Annotated in this window: 13 protein-coding genes, 4 tRNA genes, 1 rRNA gene and 1 pseudogene; 6 read left to right on the plus strand and 13 right to left on the minus strand. The window is 40.1% G+C overall.

Annotation, left to right across the window (positions count from 1 at the left end):
• Window positions 1–235: ribosomal RNA gene (locus A9J31_RS14635) — 16S ribosomal RNA — on the minus strand; the annotation flags it as partial.
• Between the two features lie 518 nt (window positions 236–753).
• On the opposite strand from A9J31_RS14635, the gene yfiR reads away from it, so the two are divergent.
• Genes yfiR through yfiB form a run of 3 tightly spaced genes read left to right on the plus strand, consistent with a single transcriptional unit; the run spans window position 754 to window position 2,956 of the window.
• Window positions 754–1,254 (plus strand): regulatory sequestration protein YfiR, encoded by a 501-nt coding sequence (gene yfiR, locus A9J31_RS14640; protein ID WP_067767643.1) that lies wholly within the window; start codon window positions 754–756, stop codon window positions 1,252–1,254.
• On the plus strand, window positions 1,251–2,468 hold the full coding sequence (gene dgcN / locus A9J31_RS14645) for a diguanylate cyclase DgcN/YfiN (RefSeq protein ID WP_067767646.1): 1,218 nt from the start codon (window positions 1,251–1,253) through the stop codon (window positions 2,466–2,468). Before yfiR ends, dgcN begins: the two co-directional genes overlap by 4 nt.
• A gap of 8 nt (window positions 2,469–2,476) precedes the next feature.
• A complete protein-coding gene (gene yfiB, locus A9J31_RS14650) occupies window positions 2,477–2,956 on the plus strand; it encodes an outer membrane lipoprotein YfiB (protein WP_067767649.1) in 480 nt (159 codons plus the stop codon).
• Between the two features lie 126 nt (window positions 2,957–3,082).
• On the opposite strand, the gene A9J31_RS14655 is transcribed toward yfiB, so the two are convergent.
• From A9J31_RS14655 to secA, 8 genes are all read right to left on the minus strand, one after another.
• Window positions 3,083–3,159, minus strand: a tRNA-Pro gene (locus tag A9J31_RS14655).
• Between the two features lie 3 nt (window positions 3,160–3,162).
• Window positions 3,163–3,238: transfer RNA gene (locus A9J31_RS14660), tRNA-His, on the minus strand.
• Window positions 3,239–3,281: 43 nt separating this feature from the next.
• Window positions 3,282–3,358, minus strand: a tRNA-Arg gene (locus A9J31_RS14665).
• Between the two features lie 43 nt (window positions 3,359–3,401).
• A tRNA-Pro gene (locus A9J31_RS14670) sits at window positions 3,402–3,478 on the minus strand.
• 154 nt (window positions 3,479–3,632) lie between these two features.
• A complete protein-coding gene (nadA, locus tag A9J31_RS14675; RefSeq protein ID WP_067767652.1) occupies window positions 3,633–4,700 on the minus strand; it encodes a quinolinate synthase NadA in 1,068 nt (355 codons plus the stop codon).
• Between the two features lie 153 nt (window positions 4,701–4,853).
• Entirely contained in the window at window positions 4,854–6,074 is a 1,221-nt protein-coding gene (gene argJ, locus A9J31_RS14680; protein WP_067767655.1) for a bifunctional glutamate N-acetyltransferase/amino-acid acetyltransferase ArgJ, read from the minus strand.
• A gap of 155 nt (window positions 6,075–6,229) precedes the next feature.
• Window positions 6,230–6,592, minus strand: coding sequence for a hypothetical protein (locus A9J31_RS14685; protein ID WP_067767977.1), 363 nt, complete (start codon window positions 6,590–6,592; stop codon window positions 6,230–6,232).
• A gap of 135 nt (window positions 6,593–6,727) precedes the next feature.
• Entirely contained in the window at window positions 6,728–9,451 is a 2,724-nt protein-coding gene (gene secA, locus A9J31_RS14690) for a preprotein translocase subunit SecA (RefSeq protein ID WP_067767657.1), read from the minus strand.
• A 334-nt stretch (window positions 9,452–9,785) separates the two neighbouring features.
• Here secA and A9J31_RS14695 point away from each other — a divergent pair, with 334 nt between their 5' ends.
• The 3 genes and pseudogenes from A9J31_RS14695 to A9J31_RS14705 all read left to right on the plus strand — a co-directional run bounded on the left by A9J31_RS14695 (window position 9,786) and on the right by A9J31_RS14705 (window position 12,063).
• Window positions 9,786–10,427, plus strand: coding sequence for a peroxiredoxin (locus A9J31_RS14695; protein ID WP_067767660.1), 642 nt, complete (start codon window positions 9,786–9,788; stop codon window positions 10,425–10,427).
• A gap of 239 nt (window positions 10,428–10,666) precedes the next feature.
• On the plus strand, window positions 10,667–11,491 hold the full coding sequence (locus A9J31_RS14700; RefSeq protein ID WP_067767663.1) for an MBL fold metallo-hydrolase: 825 nt from the start codon (window positions 10,667–10,669) through the stop codon (window positions 11,489–11,491).
• Window positions 11,488–12,063 (plus strand): annotated as a pseudogene (locus A9J31_RS14705) (dual specificity protein phosphatase family protein). The gene A9J31_RS14700 and the pseudogene A9J31_RS14705 overlap by 4 nt, the downstream one beginning before the upstream one ends.
• Window positions 12,064–12,086: 23 nt before the next feature.
• On the opposite strand, the gene A9J31_RS14710 reads toward A9J31_RS14705, so the two are convergent.
• Genes A9J31_RS14710 through trpA form a run of 4 tightly spaced genes read right to left on the minus strand, consistent with a single transcriptional unit; the run spans window position 12,087 to window position 16,034 of the window.
• Window positions 12,087–13,067 (minus strand): SPOR domain-containing protein, encoded by a 981-nt coding sequence (locus A9J31_RS14710; RefSeq protein ID WP_411691730.1) that lies wholly within the window; start codon window positions 13,065–13,067, stop codon window positions 12,087–12,089.
• Entirely contained in the window at window positions 13,058–14,341 is a 1,284-nt protein-coding gene (gene folC / locus A9J31_RS14715) for a bifunctional tetrahydrofolate synthase/dihydrofolate synthase (protein ID WP_067767669.1), read from the minus strand. The genes A9J31_RS14710 and folC overlap by 10 nt, the downstream gene beginning before the upstream one ends.
• Window positions 14,338–15,234, minus strand: a complete 897-nt coding sequence (gene accD / locus A9J31_RS14720) for an acetyl-CoA carboxylase, carboxyltransferase subunit beta (RefSeq protein WP_067767671.1) — start codon at window positions 15,232–15,234, stop codon at window positions 14,338–14,340. Before accD ends, folC begins: the two co-directional genes overlap by 4 nt.
• Window positions 15,231–16,034 carry a tryptophan synthase subunit alpha gene (gene trpA / locus A9J31_RS14725; protein WP_067767674.1) on the minus strand — a complete coding sequence of 268 codons (804 nt, stop codon included), beginning with the start codon at window positions 16,032–16,034 and terminating at the stop codon, window positions 15,231–15,233. Before trpA ends, accD begins: the two co-directional genes overlap by 4 nt.
• Window positions 16,035–16,389: the final 355 nt, after the last annotated feature.

Consider the following 16,389-nt stretch of genomic DNA (forward strand, 5'->3'; position numbering starts at 1 on the left):
TGACTTAGGCTCATCTATTAGCGAAAGGTCCGAAGATCCCCTCCTTTCCCCCGTAGGGCGTATGCGGTATTAGCAGTCGTTTCCAACTGTTGTCCCCCACTAATAGGCAGATTCCTAAGCATTACTCACCCGTCCGCCGCTGAATCCAGGAGCAAGCTCCCTTCATCCGCTCGACTTGCATGTGTTAAGCCTGCCGCCAGCGTTCAATCTGAGCCATGATCAAACTCTTCAGTTTAAAATCAATAGTGCTTTATTCAAAACACCAAATCTGGCTCATCAATTTTCTGACATTAATTTCTCAAATAAACTTCGAGTAATTTCTACCATCAATCAATGAAAATAATTTCGACTGATCAACTAGTAAAAATCCACACAAGTTGTTCTTCATAATCTCTTAATGATCTTCTTGCTAATTCGTCACCAGCAAGCTAGGTCGGCTATATTACTCTCTATCTCTAGAAAGTCAACCAGTAATGAAAATTATTTTTAAACTTTCTTTCTAAAACCTAACTTAATCAATCTTAGCTAAGTCACTGTTTTATCAGAAGTTTTAATCTTCATCACCGCCGATGGATGTGCATTCTACAGCATTTCTTACCCAACGCAACACCTTTTTTGAATTAATTTACACATATGTCGGTTTTTTGGACACATATCTGATCTTTTGTATTATTATCACCCGATATACCCAATATTTTTTATAATTAAGCGTATATACACCACATTTTCATTAAATATTATTTACGACTCGGCATGGCTTATTTAAAAAAAATAGCTTTGATGATTGGTATTACATTCTGTATATCACTCTCACACGCTACTCCCGCTTCAAATATTTTTAACACGACATTTTCCATATTAAGTTATGCTAAGTGGGAAACCAATTCACCCAAGCTGTGTGTGATTAACAATTCTGGACTTATTGCAGACTTTAAACGAAATGCTCCCACGCATAGTAATTATAGAATCCAACCAATTTCCGTGAATGAAATTGCAAATAGTCATTGCCAAATTTTATTTTTTTCCAATCTCTCCGCAAAAGATGAACAAAGCATTTTAAACAATCATGTAAATTTTCCCGCCCTTTCCATTAGTAATAATAATATTGAATGTGAAAATGGTAGCGCCTTTTGCTTATATCGGAAAAATCAGGGTTATGCTTTCAAAATTAATATGGATAGTTTGACTCAATCCCAAGTACATATTGATCCTCGTGTTTTATTACTGGCCAAGTCATCGGAGTCAGCTGAATGAAACAACTCTATAATCCAATTACATTACATCAATTATTTACTCGCTCCCAACTAACCATATTTGCTTTAACATTTTCAATTTGTTCTGCTATTTTTTTGGTGATATCAACCTATACCATGCATACATATGCAAAAAATGGCTTAACAAATTTATCCAATGCGATTAATGAACGTATTCAGCCAGCTGTTGTTTTTAACGACCAAAGCACCATGAATCAAATTTTAAATGAATATACTCAGCAATACCCTATACGTTCTATTGAAATAAAAAACACTCAAAACACCCGACTTGCACACGCAGAACAAGCAGATATCAGTACTTTTTCAAGCCAATATATTTTAGATTATGTCTTTTTTAGTCAACCACTACGTTTAAACATCAATCACGACAAAAAGAATTATGGTGAATTAATTGTTTATGGTAATTCCTCAGACTTGGTGAGTTTCTTTCATAAGATACTTTTAGGACTGTTGCTCGGCTTCATTTTATTACTTGCTACAGTTTTCTGGTCTGTTAATTCTGTTTATCAATACCTAATGCAATCTATTCGCGCAATTGTTGAATCCGCACAAACAATTAGCATTAAAAAGAATTACAACATGCGAGTATCAAACTCCGATATTCAAGAGTTGCAAGCACTTAGTACAGCATTTAATGGTTTATTAAGCGAAATAGAGCAATCAAACCAAACCCTAATGTCTGAAAATGACAAGTTGCTACACTTATCTCGTCATGATGCACTCACAAAACTACCGAATCGCATCTATTTTTATGAAAAGCTTTTTGAACTTTTTGATCAAGATAAAGATGCAGCAGTTTTTTTCTTGGATATAAATGATTTTAAATCTGTAAATGATCAATTTGGTCATCTAGCTGGCGATGCTATATTACGTGCTTCTTCGCATTGCGTTAAACAAGCACTACCTAATGATGCATTTATTGCGCGACTAGGTGGGGATGAATTTGCGATTATTGTTAATGGACTGGATTCAGCGCAAGAACTAGAAATGTATTGCCGTAAAATTCATGACTGCTACACCTCAACGTTTGTGTTCGATCAACACCATATTTCTTTAAATGCAAGCATCGGTGTTGCTTTGGCACAAAAAGCTAAATCACCTGAAGATTTGATTGCAGATGCTGATCGCGCCATGTACAACGCGAAAAAAACCACCGATAATTGGTCGATTGCATCACAACAACACAGTGTATAGGAAAGGTTATGTATAAAAACGCATTTAAATTATTTTTCATTATTGCATTTACCGCTTCCTTAACTGCCTGCATGAGCTTGGGCAACTTAAGCTATAAACAAGCACGTATGCTAAAGAAAGAAGGTTTCGTTTTAACACAAGATGGTTGGTCTTTAGCTCTACCTGAAAAGTTATTATTTAATTTTGATGATTACCAAATTCAACCACATCAAAAAGCCAATCTAACCAAACTTGCAACCCAGTTAAATAAGTATGAACTTGATAAAATTAAATTTATTGGGCATACCGATAATGTAGGTCAAGCCAGTTACAACCAGCAACTCTCTGAAAAACGTGCGCAAAGCGTTGCTAACATTTTCTTAGAACATGGATATAAATCCAAAAATGTTCAAATTATTGGTCGCGGTGCAGATCAACCACTGGTTGCAAATGATAGTGAAGTAAATCGTGCCACTAACCGCCGTGTCAATGTCACTATTATTCCTTAAGTATCAGACATAAATATAAAAAGCCCTACTTAGGGCTTTTTTTCGAGCTTAGATTTATTATTAAATTTTAGACATAAAAAAACCGCTTAACGCGGTATCTTTAATTGACCATTTTCATTAAAAAATTGGTCGGAGCAGTAGGATTCGAACCTACGACCCCCTGGTCCCAAACCAGGTGCACTACCAGGCTGTGCTATGCTCCGAATTGGGGTGAATGATGGGATTCGAACCCACGACAACCGGAATCACAATCCGGGGCTCTACCAACTGAGCTACATCCACCGTCACAACAAGTTTTCAAGTTCTAGTATCAGAACACCATAAATGGCGCGCCTGACAGGATTCGAACCTGTGACCATCCGCTTAGAAGGCGGATGCTCTATCCAACTGAGCTACAGGCGCATTACCGATGACATAGAATCACGCGATTTTTGCCTTGAGAAATTGGTCGGAGCAGTAGGATTCGAACCTACGACCCCCTGGTCCCAAACCAGGTGCACTACCAGGCTGTGCTATGCTCCGTTTCATCTCAGCTTTCGCTGTATCGCATATCTTGCGGTACGGTGTGCATTCTAGGCGTGACGTCGATTGACGTCAACACCTATATTCAAAAAAAGATAAAAAATCATTTCAAGCGATTATTTATCAAGCATTTTAATCATTTTTCAAACAAATTTCAGCGTTTTAAACTGGCACTGAAATTCAACATACGATCTAAAGGTAATTTCGCACGTTCAGCCAATGCTGGATCCACGAATATTTCTTGATCGCCTTTTTGTAAAACTTCTAAAATTCCATCCAATTCATTCATCGCCATCCAAGGGCAATGCGCACATGAGCGACATGTTGCCCCCTCACCTGCTGTAGGAGCTTCAATTAGAATTTTATTCGGAACTGCCTGTTGCATTTTGTAGAAAATACCGCGATCTGTTGCAACAATTAATCGCTCGTGCGGTAAGGTTTGTGCGGCTTTGATTAATTGTGATGTACTGCCTACCGCGTCTGCAATATCAACCACAGATTCAGGTGACTCTGGATGCACTAATACAGCTGCATTTGGGTACAAAGCTTTCATATTCGCGATGCCTCGTGCACGAAATTCTTCATGCACAATGCAAGCCCCATCCCATAACAACATGTCAGCACCAGTTTTCTTTTGGATGTAGCGACCTAAATGCTGATCGGGTGCCCAAATAATTTTTTCACCGAGGCTATCTAAATGTTCAATGATTTCAACAGCACAGCTTGACGTCACCACCCAATCTGCACGTGCTTTCACGGCCGCAGAGGTATTGGCATACACCACCACGGTATGATCAGGATGTGCATCACAAAATTGTGTAAATTCATCCACCGGACAACCTAAATCGAGTGAACAAGTCGCCTCTAAAGTAGGCATCAGTACCGTCTTTTCCGGTGATAAAATTTTTGAAGTTTCCCCCATAAATTTAACACCGGCAACCACCAAAGTTGTTGCAGGATGGTCACGACCAAAACGTGCCATTTCAAGTGAATCAGAGACACAACCACCAGTTAATTCGGCCAACTCTTGTACTTCAGGATCACAATAATAGTGGGCAACAAGGACAGCATTACGCTTTTTGAGTTCTGCTTTGATTAATTCAAATTTTTCAAGTTTTGCGTCTTCAGTTAAACCATGTGCTTTGACCTCACCTAAACGATCTAGATGTGCCTGAACAATCGATTTTGCCTCATTTGCAATTAAGTTACTTGCATCATTCATAACAACGTCTTCTCTATCCTTAAAGCCTGCATATTTACAGGTGCTTTACAACTAACCGACATAGATGGCTTATGGCTATTTTTGACCGGTCATTAAAAAGTTCCAATTATAAAAAAGCCTCACAACGGAGGCTTTTCAAAAACATCAAATCACTTATGAACGGTAGTCTGCATTGATCTTCACATAGTCATATGACAGATCACAGGTATATACCGTATCTTTTTCATTGCCGCGCCCAAGATCAACACGAATCGTGATCTCTGATTTCGACATTTCTGCTGCACCCGCTTCTTCAGTATAGTCTGCAGCTGCACCACCATCTTTACAGATTTGCACATCACCTAACCAAACTTGAATTTTTTCAACATCAAGATTTGGCACACCTGCATAACCGATAGCTGCCAAAATACGTCCCCAGTTAGGATCAGATGCGAAAATTGCAGTTTTAACCAATGGCGAATGTGCAATGCTATATGCAATATCACAGCACTCTTGTGTATTTACACCACCTTCAACAGCAACAGTAATAAATTTGGTTGCACCCTCACCATCACGTATGATGAGCTGTGCGAGTCGTTTCATCACACGTGTTAAAACATCTAGTACCACAGCATAACGTGAATCTGATTCACTACTAATTTCAGCACCACCTGCTTGACCTGTCGCTATTAAGATACAAGAGTCGTTTGTTGATGTATCACCATCTACCGTAATACGGTTAAAAGACAGGTTTACTGTAGTTTTTAATAACTTTTGAACCAGCTCACGGCTGATCGGCACATCGGTTGCAACATAACTCAACATGGTCGCCATATTGGGACGAATCATGCCTGCACCTTTAGAAATACCGGTCATGGTGTATAGTACGCCATCAAGCTCGAACTGCTCAGACGCACCCTTCGGCGTCGTATCTGTAGTCATAATGCCTGTTGCCGCATCTAACCATGCATCTTCTTTCAAACTGTCTAATGCCGGCTGTAAACCTTGCACTAAACGTTCAATTGGTAACTGCTCACCGATTACACCAGTAGAAAATGGAAGCACTTCGGTCTGCTTTACCCCTGCAAGTTCTGCAAGTTTGGCACAAGTTGCTTCAGCATTGGTCATACCCAGTTTGCCTGTACCTGCATTTGCATTACCGGTATTAATTACAAGATAACGTGGATTACCAACTTGCAAATGTGCTTTAGATAAATGTACTGGCGCTGCACAGAATGCATTTTGCGTGAATACACCCGCAACATTAGAACCTTCAGCAAATTCAAAAATAACAAGGTCACGTCGGTTCTGATAGCGTACATACGCTTCTGCCGAACCAATTTTCACACCTTTCACCACATGCATCTGTGGCATAGATACGTCACCAACTGCCATTTTCAACGTCCAATATTACGAGTTATAAAAAAATACAGCTTAGTTCAAAATTGAGAAAAAATCGAGCATAAGCACTGTTTTGCTGCAATTTTATTAGCGCCAGTTATAAGCACAAAAAAACCAGTCAAAAGACTGGTTTTTAATACTTGCTGTAATTAGTTACGGGCAAGTTGCGATTGAGATGCTTCATTTAGCAAAGCTTGCTTCGCTTTTTGTTGACTTGCTGCAGACAATGCAGGGTTTTCAGCAACAATACGGTCAGCATTCGCTGCATTTGCTGCTGCAATTTTAGCTGTTTGCAAAACGATTGGACGATTTGGGTTTGCAAATGTATAGCGAATACCAGTACGTGGGCTTGCTACAGTCACTTGTCCATCAGTACCAACTTGTACTTGAGTTGATGTTGGCCCAATTGCCTGCTGAACTTTTTCTACAGAAGTGGTCTGAGGAGCGTTTGCAAATGCAAAAGTAGGCAGAGCCAAAGCAGCAATCATGAACGGTTTTAGTACTTTTTTCATTGTCTTTTCCGTTTTACGGTTATTGATACAGAAACTAAATAACATTTAATACGATGAACTGCAAATACTATTCAGGTCAGGGTAAAAAGTCTGTACAAAAAAACAGAGCCTCTTGGCTCTGTTTTTCTCTGTGTTTTAGATTTTACCGTGACACAATTTGTATTTCAGACCTGAACCACATGGACAAGGTGAATTACGGCTTTCAGGCGGAATAATCACTTGTTCTGCTGGGGTAAATTGTGCTTCAACAATGTCGTCACCGTTTGCTTCCGCCAATAAATTATCGAAATCATTATGTGATAACTGAAGATTCATCGATTCAGCTTGTGCCTGCTTTTGAGCTTCCATTTCTGCTAGCTCTTCAGCGGTTGGCACATGAATTCGAGATAAATCCGTCACGACGTCAGATTTGATAACCGCGAGCATATTTACGAATAAATTAAATGCTTCTTTTTTGTATTCTTGCTCAGGGTTTTTCTGTGCATAGCCGCGTAAATGAATCCCTTGACGTAAGTAATCCATGGCCGCCAAATGCTCTTTCCAATGACGATCCAGTGAATTCAACATGAAATGACGTTCAAGCATCGCTGCAGTTTCGTCACCCATTTGTGCACGACGTGAACGGTAGTGCTGAATCACTTCATCACTAATACGCTCAACCAAAGCTTCTTCATCTAAACGACGATCTTGTTCTAACCATTGTGAAATAGGCAATTCGATTGACATATCTTCACGTAGAGCTTTTTCGAGACCTTCAATATCCCACTGATCGTGAATCGATTCAGGTGGAATGTAGATTTCGATCATGCCTTTGGTTACATCATGAATCATCGACTCGATATAATCTTGTAAAGACGGTTCAACAAGAATTTCATCACGCTGAGAGTAAATAATCTTACGTTGCTCGTTATTCACGTCATCGTATTTCAATAGATTTTTACGAATATCGAAGTTACGTGCTTCAACTTTACGTTGGGCATTTTCAATTGAGCGAGACACCATTTTATGTTCAATGGCTTCGTCTTCTTTCAAGCCCATAGCACGCATCATTGCAACAACACGGTCACCCGCGAAAATACGCATCAAATCATCTTCAAGTGATAAGTAGAAGCGCGAAACACCTGGGTCACCTTGACGACCCGCACGACCACGCAACTGGTTATCAATACGACGAGATTCGTGACGCTCTGAACCAATAATGTGTAAACCGCCAGATGCCAATACTGCATCATGGTTGTCTTCCCACTCAGCTTTTAAACGTGCTTCATCTGCTGCTGTTGGTTCTTCAATTTTGGCCAATAACGCTTTCCAGTTACCGCCTAAAAGAATATCGGTACCACGACCAGCCATGTTAGTCGCAATGGTCACTGCACGTGGTGAACCTGCTTGCGCAATAATATCGGCTTCACGTTCGTGTTGTTTTGCATTCAGTACTTCATGTTGAATGCCCGCTTCTTTCAATTTATCTGAAAGAATTTCAGAGGCTTCAATTGTTGCTGTACCAATCAAAATTGGTGCAACACCTGCTTCATGCACACGTTGAATTTCTTGAATAATGGCGTTGTATTTGCCTTCACGATTTAAATAAATTAAGTCGTTTTGATCATTACGGATCATTGGACGATGGGTTGGAATAAGTACCACATCCAAACCATAAATTTCTTTCATTTCCGCAGCTTCAGTATCCGCAGTACCTGTCATACCCGATAGCTTTTTATATAAGCGGAAATAGTTCTGGAACGTTGTCGTTGCTAAAGTTTGGTTTTCAGGTTGAATTTCCAAACCTTCTTTTGCTTCAACTGCTTGGTGTAAGCCTTCAGACCAACGACGGCCCGGCATGGTACGACCAGTATTTTCATCGACAATGATTACTTCGCCATCATTGATAATGTAGTGCACGTTGCGTTGATATAAATAATGCGCGCGGATTGCAGCAGAAACGTGGTGCACCAAGTTCAAATTCGCAGATGAATACAGACTTTCACCTTCAGCCAACAGACCCATTTGAATCAATTCAGCTTCAACAGTTTCATAACCGACTTCGGTCATTTCTACAGAGCGTTGTTTTTCATCAATCCAGAAGTGACCGCCATCTGGCACTTTCTCTTCTTTCTGCGCATGCAATTTTGGTGGAATGCTATTAATTGCCGCATAGAGCTGAGATGAGTCTTCGCTTTGACCAGAAATGATCAACGGCGTACGTGCTTCATCAATTAAAATTGAATCGACTTCATCGATAATGGCATAGGTTAAGCTACGTTGCTTTTTCTCAGCCGCCGAGAACACCATATTGTCACGTAAATAATCAAAACCAAATTCGTTATTTGTACCGTAAGTGATGTCAGCACGATAAGCTTGCGCTTTTTCAGTTGGATCTTGCATTGAGTAAATAATACCAATGCTTAAGCCCAAGAATTCGAACAATGGACGGTTTAGCTCAGCATCACGTTGCGCCAAGTAATCGTTCACCGTAATGACGTGAACACCTTCGCCGCTAATTGCATTGAGATAACAAGCCAAGGTACCCATAAGGGTCTTACCTTCACCTGTACGCATTTCTGCAATTTTACCTTCGTGAAGTGTAATACCACCAATCAACTGAACGTCGTAATGGCGCATCCCCATGACACGTTTTGCAGCTTCACGACATACAGCAAAAGCTTCTGCTAATAATTTATCAAGGCTTTCACCTTTTTTATAACGTTCTTTGAATTCTTCGGTTTTTGCAGATAAGTCTGCATCGCTTAGAACAGATATCGTCGGCTCGAGCGCATTGATCTTCTCTACGATTTTACGCATGCGTTTGAGTTCGCGCTCATTTTTGGTACCGAAGATTCCTCCGATCAGACTTGCCAACATGAATTAACTCTCTAAATCTTGCTTGTCAAATGAATATGTTTTCTTAGTCGTTATTATGGTGCTAGAAATTCGAAGTACAAGGGTTTTGCACAAAAACCCTTTAAATATTCTGCGCGCGGGCTCTAGCCCCGAAGACTTAAGGCAAGCTAATGTAGCAAATTTTAAACATACAACATAGTGACTCAGACGAGTGAGCATTGATAAATTTCGATCATCAGCGTAGCTTGTTATGAAATAAATTCATAAAGAAATAAAAAACACTATTTTTCATCATAAAAAAATTACTGCATATTGAATCTCAAGTTAAACAGATTCAATAAATACGGGGATTTCCATGACGATTCGTTTAGGTGACATTGCACCAGATTTCACACAAGACTCAAGCGAAGGCATAATTAATTTTTATGATTTTTTAGGGGATAGCTGGGGAATTTTATTTTCACATCCTGCCGATTACACCCCAGTATGCACAACTGAACTTGGTTTTACGGCAAAACTTAAAGATGAGTTTAGCAAACGAGGTGTTAAAGCCATTGCATTGTCTGTTGATGATGTTGAGTCTCACAAAGGTTGGATTCAAGACATCAATACCACACAAAATACTACAGTTAATTTTCCAATCATTGCCGACCAAGACCGTAAAGTTTCTACGCTGTATGATTTTATCCACCCAAATGCCAGCGAAACACTAACAGTTCGTTCTTTGGTCATCATTGATCCAAACAAAAAAGTACGTTTAATTATTACCTACCCAGCGTCTACAGGTCGTAATTTCCACGAAATTTTACGCGTGGTAGATTCACTACAACTGACGGACAACCATAAAGTTGCTACACCTGCCAATTGGCAACATGGAGATGAAGTAGTGATTGTGCCTTCGCTAAAAGATGAAGAAGAAATTAAACAACGCTTCCCTAAAGGCTATAAAACTGTAACACCGTACCTTCGCTTAACACCACAACCTGAAACAAAATAAGACATTGTCTTATTTTGTCATAAGACAAGCGCAGTACATTTTAACTCAAGTATTTACGCCCATATAACTCATATACTTACAAGTACAGGACTAATATGACGAGCCATGTCCTGATTTGTTCAAGCCTGTCTGATGACGGGCTTTTTTATTTTGCGCAAAAAATCAAATTACAAAATCAAGTTGGCGTTTATTTCACAGTCCGTTTATAAATACGCCTAAACATCTTAAGAATAATTATTGTGATCTATAATATTCATCATTTGCACTGTGGAAGTATGTGCCCTGTTTGTGGTCCACTGTTTGGTCAGTTTACATTTCGTGCAAACCTCGTTTGTCATTGCCTACTGATCGAAACACACCATGGTCTAGTATTAATAGATACAGGAATTGGCCTACAAGACTACCAAAATCCACAAGCCAGATTAGGCAAAATCGTTTCACGTATCGGTGGGATTGAATATAACCAAGATCTTTCCGCAATTGCACAAATTCAAAAACTAGGTTTTAAACCTGAAGATGTACGACACATCATAGTTTCTCACTTAGACTTTGACCATGCCGGCGGTATTTCTGACTTTCCATATGCGACCGTACATGTACTGGCAAGTGAATATAATGCCACACAAAATTTAAAATCATTAAAAGCGAAGATTCGCTATCGAACCCAACAATTTCAACAACACCGTTATTGGAATTTTATCGAACCAAATACTACGGATAGTTGGTTTAATCTAACGCAGGCGCATGGCTTAAATCTATTCCAAGATGAAATTTTAATGATTCCACTGTTAGGTCATACCGCAGGCCACAGTGGTATTGCTATCAAGCAGCCTGATGGTTGGTTATTATTTTGCGGTGATGCCTATTATTCACATCAGCAACTTGATCCATCTTTTCATTCGGTCAGTCTAAATCAACTTGAACGTACCTTTGCAACAGATAATCAATTAAGACTTTCTAACCTCAGTAAAATTCAGCAACTTGCACAAGCTCAACCAGAGATTGAAATCATTTGTGCACATGATCCGATCGAATTGGCGCGTTATCAAAGGGTGAAAGGATGAATAAATTTGCCTGTATTTTACTGTCCAGTTGTACGCTCAGTGCTTGTATGACTTCCACGGCTCTACCAGAGCATGAACGTCCGCCCAACTGGGGAACGGTTCTATTGAAGGAGCATAATTTTTATCAAATTAGCCCAATGCTCTACCGAAGTGAACAGCCATCTAAAGAACTCGTACCGATACTAGAAGCACAAAACATTGATGTGATTATTAACTTACGTTCACGGCATATTGACCCAGAAATTGTACAAAGCCCAGCGGTGAATTATGTACACATTCCAATTTACACTTGGCAAATTAGTCGAGATGACTTACTGCAAGTGATGCAACATATACAGCAAGCAAAACAGAAAAATCAAAAAGTACTGATTCATTGTTATCACGGTTCAGACCGTACCGGTGTCAGCGTGGCGATGTACCGTATTATTTTTGAAGGTTGAACAATTGAAGCAGCCAAACAAGAAATGAAACATGGTGGTTATGGCTATCACCCCATTTGGAAAAACATCGATCCACTTTTAAATGCTGAAAATGTAAAATGGATTCAGCAAAAACTGCTGAATCCATCTTAAATACACCCAGTTAAACGCCTGTCTTAACGTTTATCGAGCGGTACCCAATCAATCACCCATGCAGATTTCATATTCAAACTTGCATCGTTATTAATTTTTTTACGTGTTGCATCAGCTGCATCACGGTTTTTAGATGGCCCCACCATAATTCGAATCCCTTTTGATGTTGGACTCTTGGTGACTTTATAACCTTTGGCACGTAGTTTTGCAGCCACAGCATCAGCATTGGCTTCATTTGCCGCAAGCGCCACTTGAACCATCCACTGCTTATCGCCATTTTCCAATAAATCACGGGCTTTTTCAGCTTCCGCTTTTTTCTTAGCTTCGGCTTTACGCTTTTCTTCAGCCTTTTCTTTTTCTTCAGCTTTACGTTTTTCTTCAGCTTTTTGCTTTTCAGCTGCGGCCTTTTTCTCAGCAGCTTTCTTCTCAGCTTCTGCATTTGCTTTACGTTCAGCTTCTTTTTTTGCTTCAGCTTGACGTTTTTCTTCAGCTTTTTGCTTTTCCGCCGCTAACCGAGCTTGATCAGACTTTTGCTGTGCTGACTGAGTCTCGGACTTTTTTTGAGCCGCCAATTTTTCCTCAGCGATACGCTTTTGTTTGGCTTTTTCATCTTCAATCAGTTCAGGTGGAATATTGTCTGAGCTTTGCTGCGCAGAACGGTGTGCATTTAAAGCCGCATATTCTTCTGCAGCTTTACGCGCAGCATCTGCTTCGGCTTGTTGTTGCATCGCTAAAAATTCAGCTGCACGTGCTTCTTGTTCCGCAACCGATTTTTCACGCGTACGACGTTGTTCTTCAAGCAAACGCTTTTCAGTTTCAACATCCACAGTCAAAGACGACATTTTTGAGCCTTGGCCCTGTTGTTGCACTTGAGCCATTTCAGGAGCTTGGTTCTGATTATGATGTATTTCTTCTTTGCCTTTCAGCAATAGCGCACCCAACAGCACACCACCACCTAATAAAACAACGCCACCCATCCAACGCTGTTTGTTATTCATTGACATTCTTCCAGATACTCCCATACCGCTTCTAAGGTATGAAATGAACCACATACCAGAATCAGCTGATTATTTTTTGATTCTTCAAGCGCTGACTTAAAAGCTAATTTTACACTGTCGTAATGTTGCACGACCTGATTCTGTAACGCGTCATCTAATTGTGTGATCTCAGCCGCACGCGGAACAGTTAATTGTGCAATTTTCCACATTCTTACGGTATCTTTCAATAAGTTAACGACAGAATTTATATCTTTATCAGTCAGCATTGAAAAAACGCTAATCACTTCTGAATACTGTTTATTGTAATGAAGGAAATTTCGCAATTGCTTTAACAAAAATTCAACACCGTGCGGATTGTGTCCAGCATCAAAAATCACCGTTTTTCCTGCAATTTCTCGTACTTCAAAACGACCTTGTAATTTGGCATTGATAATGCCTTGAGCAATCGCTTCTTGAGTCACTTCCAAGCCACTGAGCAATATAGCAGCCACGGCAGTAGAAATATTTTCCAGTGCCAAAGACCCAACCGGTAGTTTTAAGGTCGAACCAGAAGATGCAAACATCCAAGACTGACCGTCATTTGCATATTGATAGAAATAATCACGATTGAGCACATGCAAATGCGCATGGCAATCTTCTGTTTTTTTGCGGATAGCTTCAGGCAGTACTTGATCACCGCCAAATACCACAGGAATATCAGGACGAATAATACCGGCTTTTTCAAAAGCAATTTTTTCAATGGTGTCGCCAAGCCAATCGGTATGATCGAGACCAATATTGGTAATCACGGCAACATTTGGATCAACCACATTGACGACATCAAGCCGACCGCCCAGGCCAACTTCGAGTACCCAAACATCACAAGCACGTTGTTTAAAAATAACAAAAGCGGCCAAAGTGGTCGCTTCAAAGAAAGATAAACTTAAATCACATTCACGACGGGCCTGATCAACTACAACAAATGCATCAATCAGGGTTTGATCGTCCACTTCCATACCTTGAAGCTTTACACGTTCATTAAAACGGTAGATATGCGGTGATTGATATAAACCCACATTATAACCTTGCGCATTTAAAATGGCAGCCAATGTCGTTGTGGTTGAGCCTTTCCCATTGGTTCCAGCAACCGTCAAAACTTTGGCATCAGGCTGAGTTACGCCCAATCGTTCTGCAACAGGAATTACCCGCTCCAGTCCTAAATCAATACCCGTAACATGAACATGGCTCCAATAATCGAGCCATGTGTTTAAAGAATCAGTTGCAAGTGGTGCTGTGTTCAAGGCAAATTCATCAATTTCGCTACAATACGATAAACTGTATCACGTAATGCATGACGGTGGACAATTTGATCGACTACACCATGATCAAGCAAGTATTCTGCACGTTGGAACGGTTCTTCCAATTTTTCACGCACAGTTTGCTCAATAACGCGTTTACCTGCGAAACCAATCATTGCTTTTGGTTCAGCCAAATGCACATCACCTAACATTGCAAGAGATGCCGTTACACCGCCGTAAACTGGATGTGTTAATACCACTACATACGGAAGACCTGCATCTTTCATTTTTTGAATTGCAGCTGAAGTACGTGCCATTTGCATTAAAGACAACATGCCCTCTTGCATACGCGCACCGCCTGAAGCAGCAAAACAGATTAATGGTTGTTGTGATTTAATCGCAAGTTCAGCAGCCTGAACAAAACGGTCACCGACAACAGTACCCATTGAACCGCCCATGAAATCAAATTCAAATGCGGTTGCAATCATTGGAATGCCTTTAACCAAACCTTGCATCACCACAAGTGCTTCTGTTTCACCTGTTTTCTTTTGCGCTTCAGCCATACGATCTGGATAAGCTTTGCTATCAACAAATTTCAGCGGATCTTTGGCTTTAAATTCTTGACCCAATTCTGTTTGTACTTGGTCAAAGAACCAATTCAAACGATCGCGGGCTTTCATACGCAAATGTTCATCACATTGAGGACAAACATAAGCATTAAATGACATCGCAGTACGAGTCACCAAAGCATGACACTCAGGGCATTCAATTGTTGGCTCAGTAAATGTCGCCTTTAGTGCTTGTTGTTCATCCGGTACATGAATCCCGGGTACAACACGCTCAGTCCATGGCGTAGATGCGCTTAGAATTTTGCCTGTTTTTGCGTCTTGACTCATACTAACTCATCGAGCGCAGCTCGAAGCTCCTTCACTTTATTCACTGTTTCAATTACAGCTTGTTCTGGTGCTAAGTTTGCAAATTGTTTAACGAAGGCACTACCTACAATGACTGCATCAGCAGCTACACCCATTGCTTTCGCAGATGCAGCATCACTAATACCAAAACCAACACCGACAGGAACATCGGTATATGATTTAATTTTTTGAATACGTGCGGCAGCTTCGGCAACATCAAGTGTTGCAGCGCCTGTCACACCTTTCAAAGATACATAGTAGATAAAACCACTCGCCTGTTTCACAACATGCTGAATACGCTCATCCGTAGATGTCGGCGCAAGCAGGAAGATTTGATTCATATCGTATTTTTTCAATACAACATCAAGATCAGTAGCTTCTTCAGGTGGTAAGTCCACAAGTAACACGCCGTCTACACCACACTCATGTGCATAAGCTACGAATTTTTCATAGCCAATCACTTCGACAGGGTTTAAATATCCCATGAGTACTACGGGTGTTTCAGTATCGTTTTTACGGAACTCTTTCACCATGTTTAAAGCATCTAAAGTATTTGTGCCAGCTGCTAAAGCGCGTTCTGCAGCAAGTGCAATGACTGGGCCATCTGCCATCGGATCAGAAAATGGGAGACCAAGCTCAATCACATCAACACCAGCCTCAACCATTTGATGTAACAATGGAACAGTTACCTGTGGATGAGGGTCACCAGCCATAACATAAGAAACCAAGGCCTTACGCTGTTGAGATTTAAGCGTTCCAAATCGAGTGGCTAAACGTGACATAGGGTTATACTTTCCTTGAATGAATCAAAACTATGATGTGGGTTTTGTAGAAATACAAGACATCGCATTGTAACGCTATTTTTTACCCATTGAACAGGGTATACAATCTTCAGTCGGTATTTCTCATGCAAACATAATTTTCCAGAACAACCCGAAAGCATCATTTACCGATATTTCTGTTTTTTTCACAATGATCAAAGATGCCTAATTTCGGGATTTGATAAAATCCTAAGCATTTAGATTAACTTAATTTTATCTACAAAAAAATGTTATAAATAACAGGCTTAGCTTTTACATTTAAATTTTTCTTAAATAGCAAAACCTGCATTATACTAGCGCCATTCTTTTATTTTTT

Origin of the sequence: Acinetobacter gandensis (genome assembly GCF_001678755.1) — a bacterium.
In the GTDB taxonomy this organism is placed as follows: Bacteria; Pseudomonadota; Gammaproteobacteria; order Pseudomonadales; family Moraxellaceae; genus Acinetobacter; species Acinetobacter gandensis.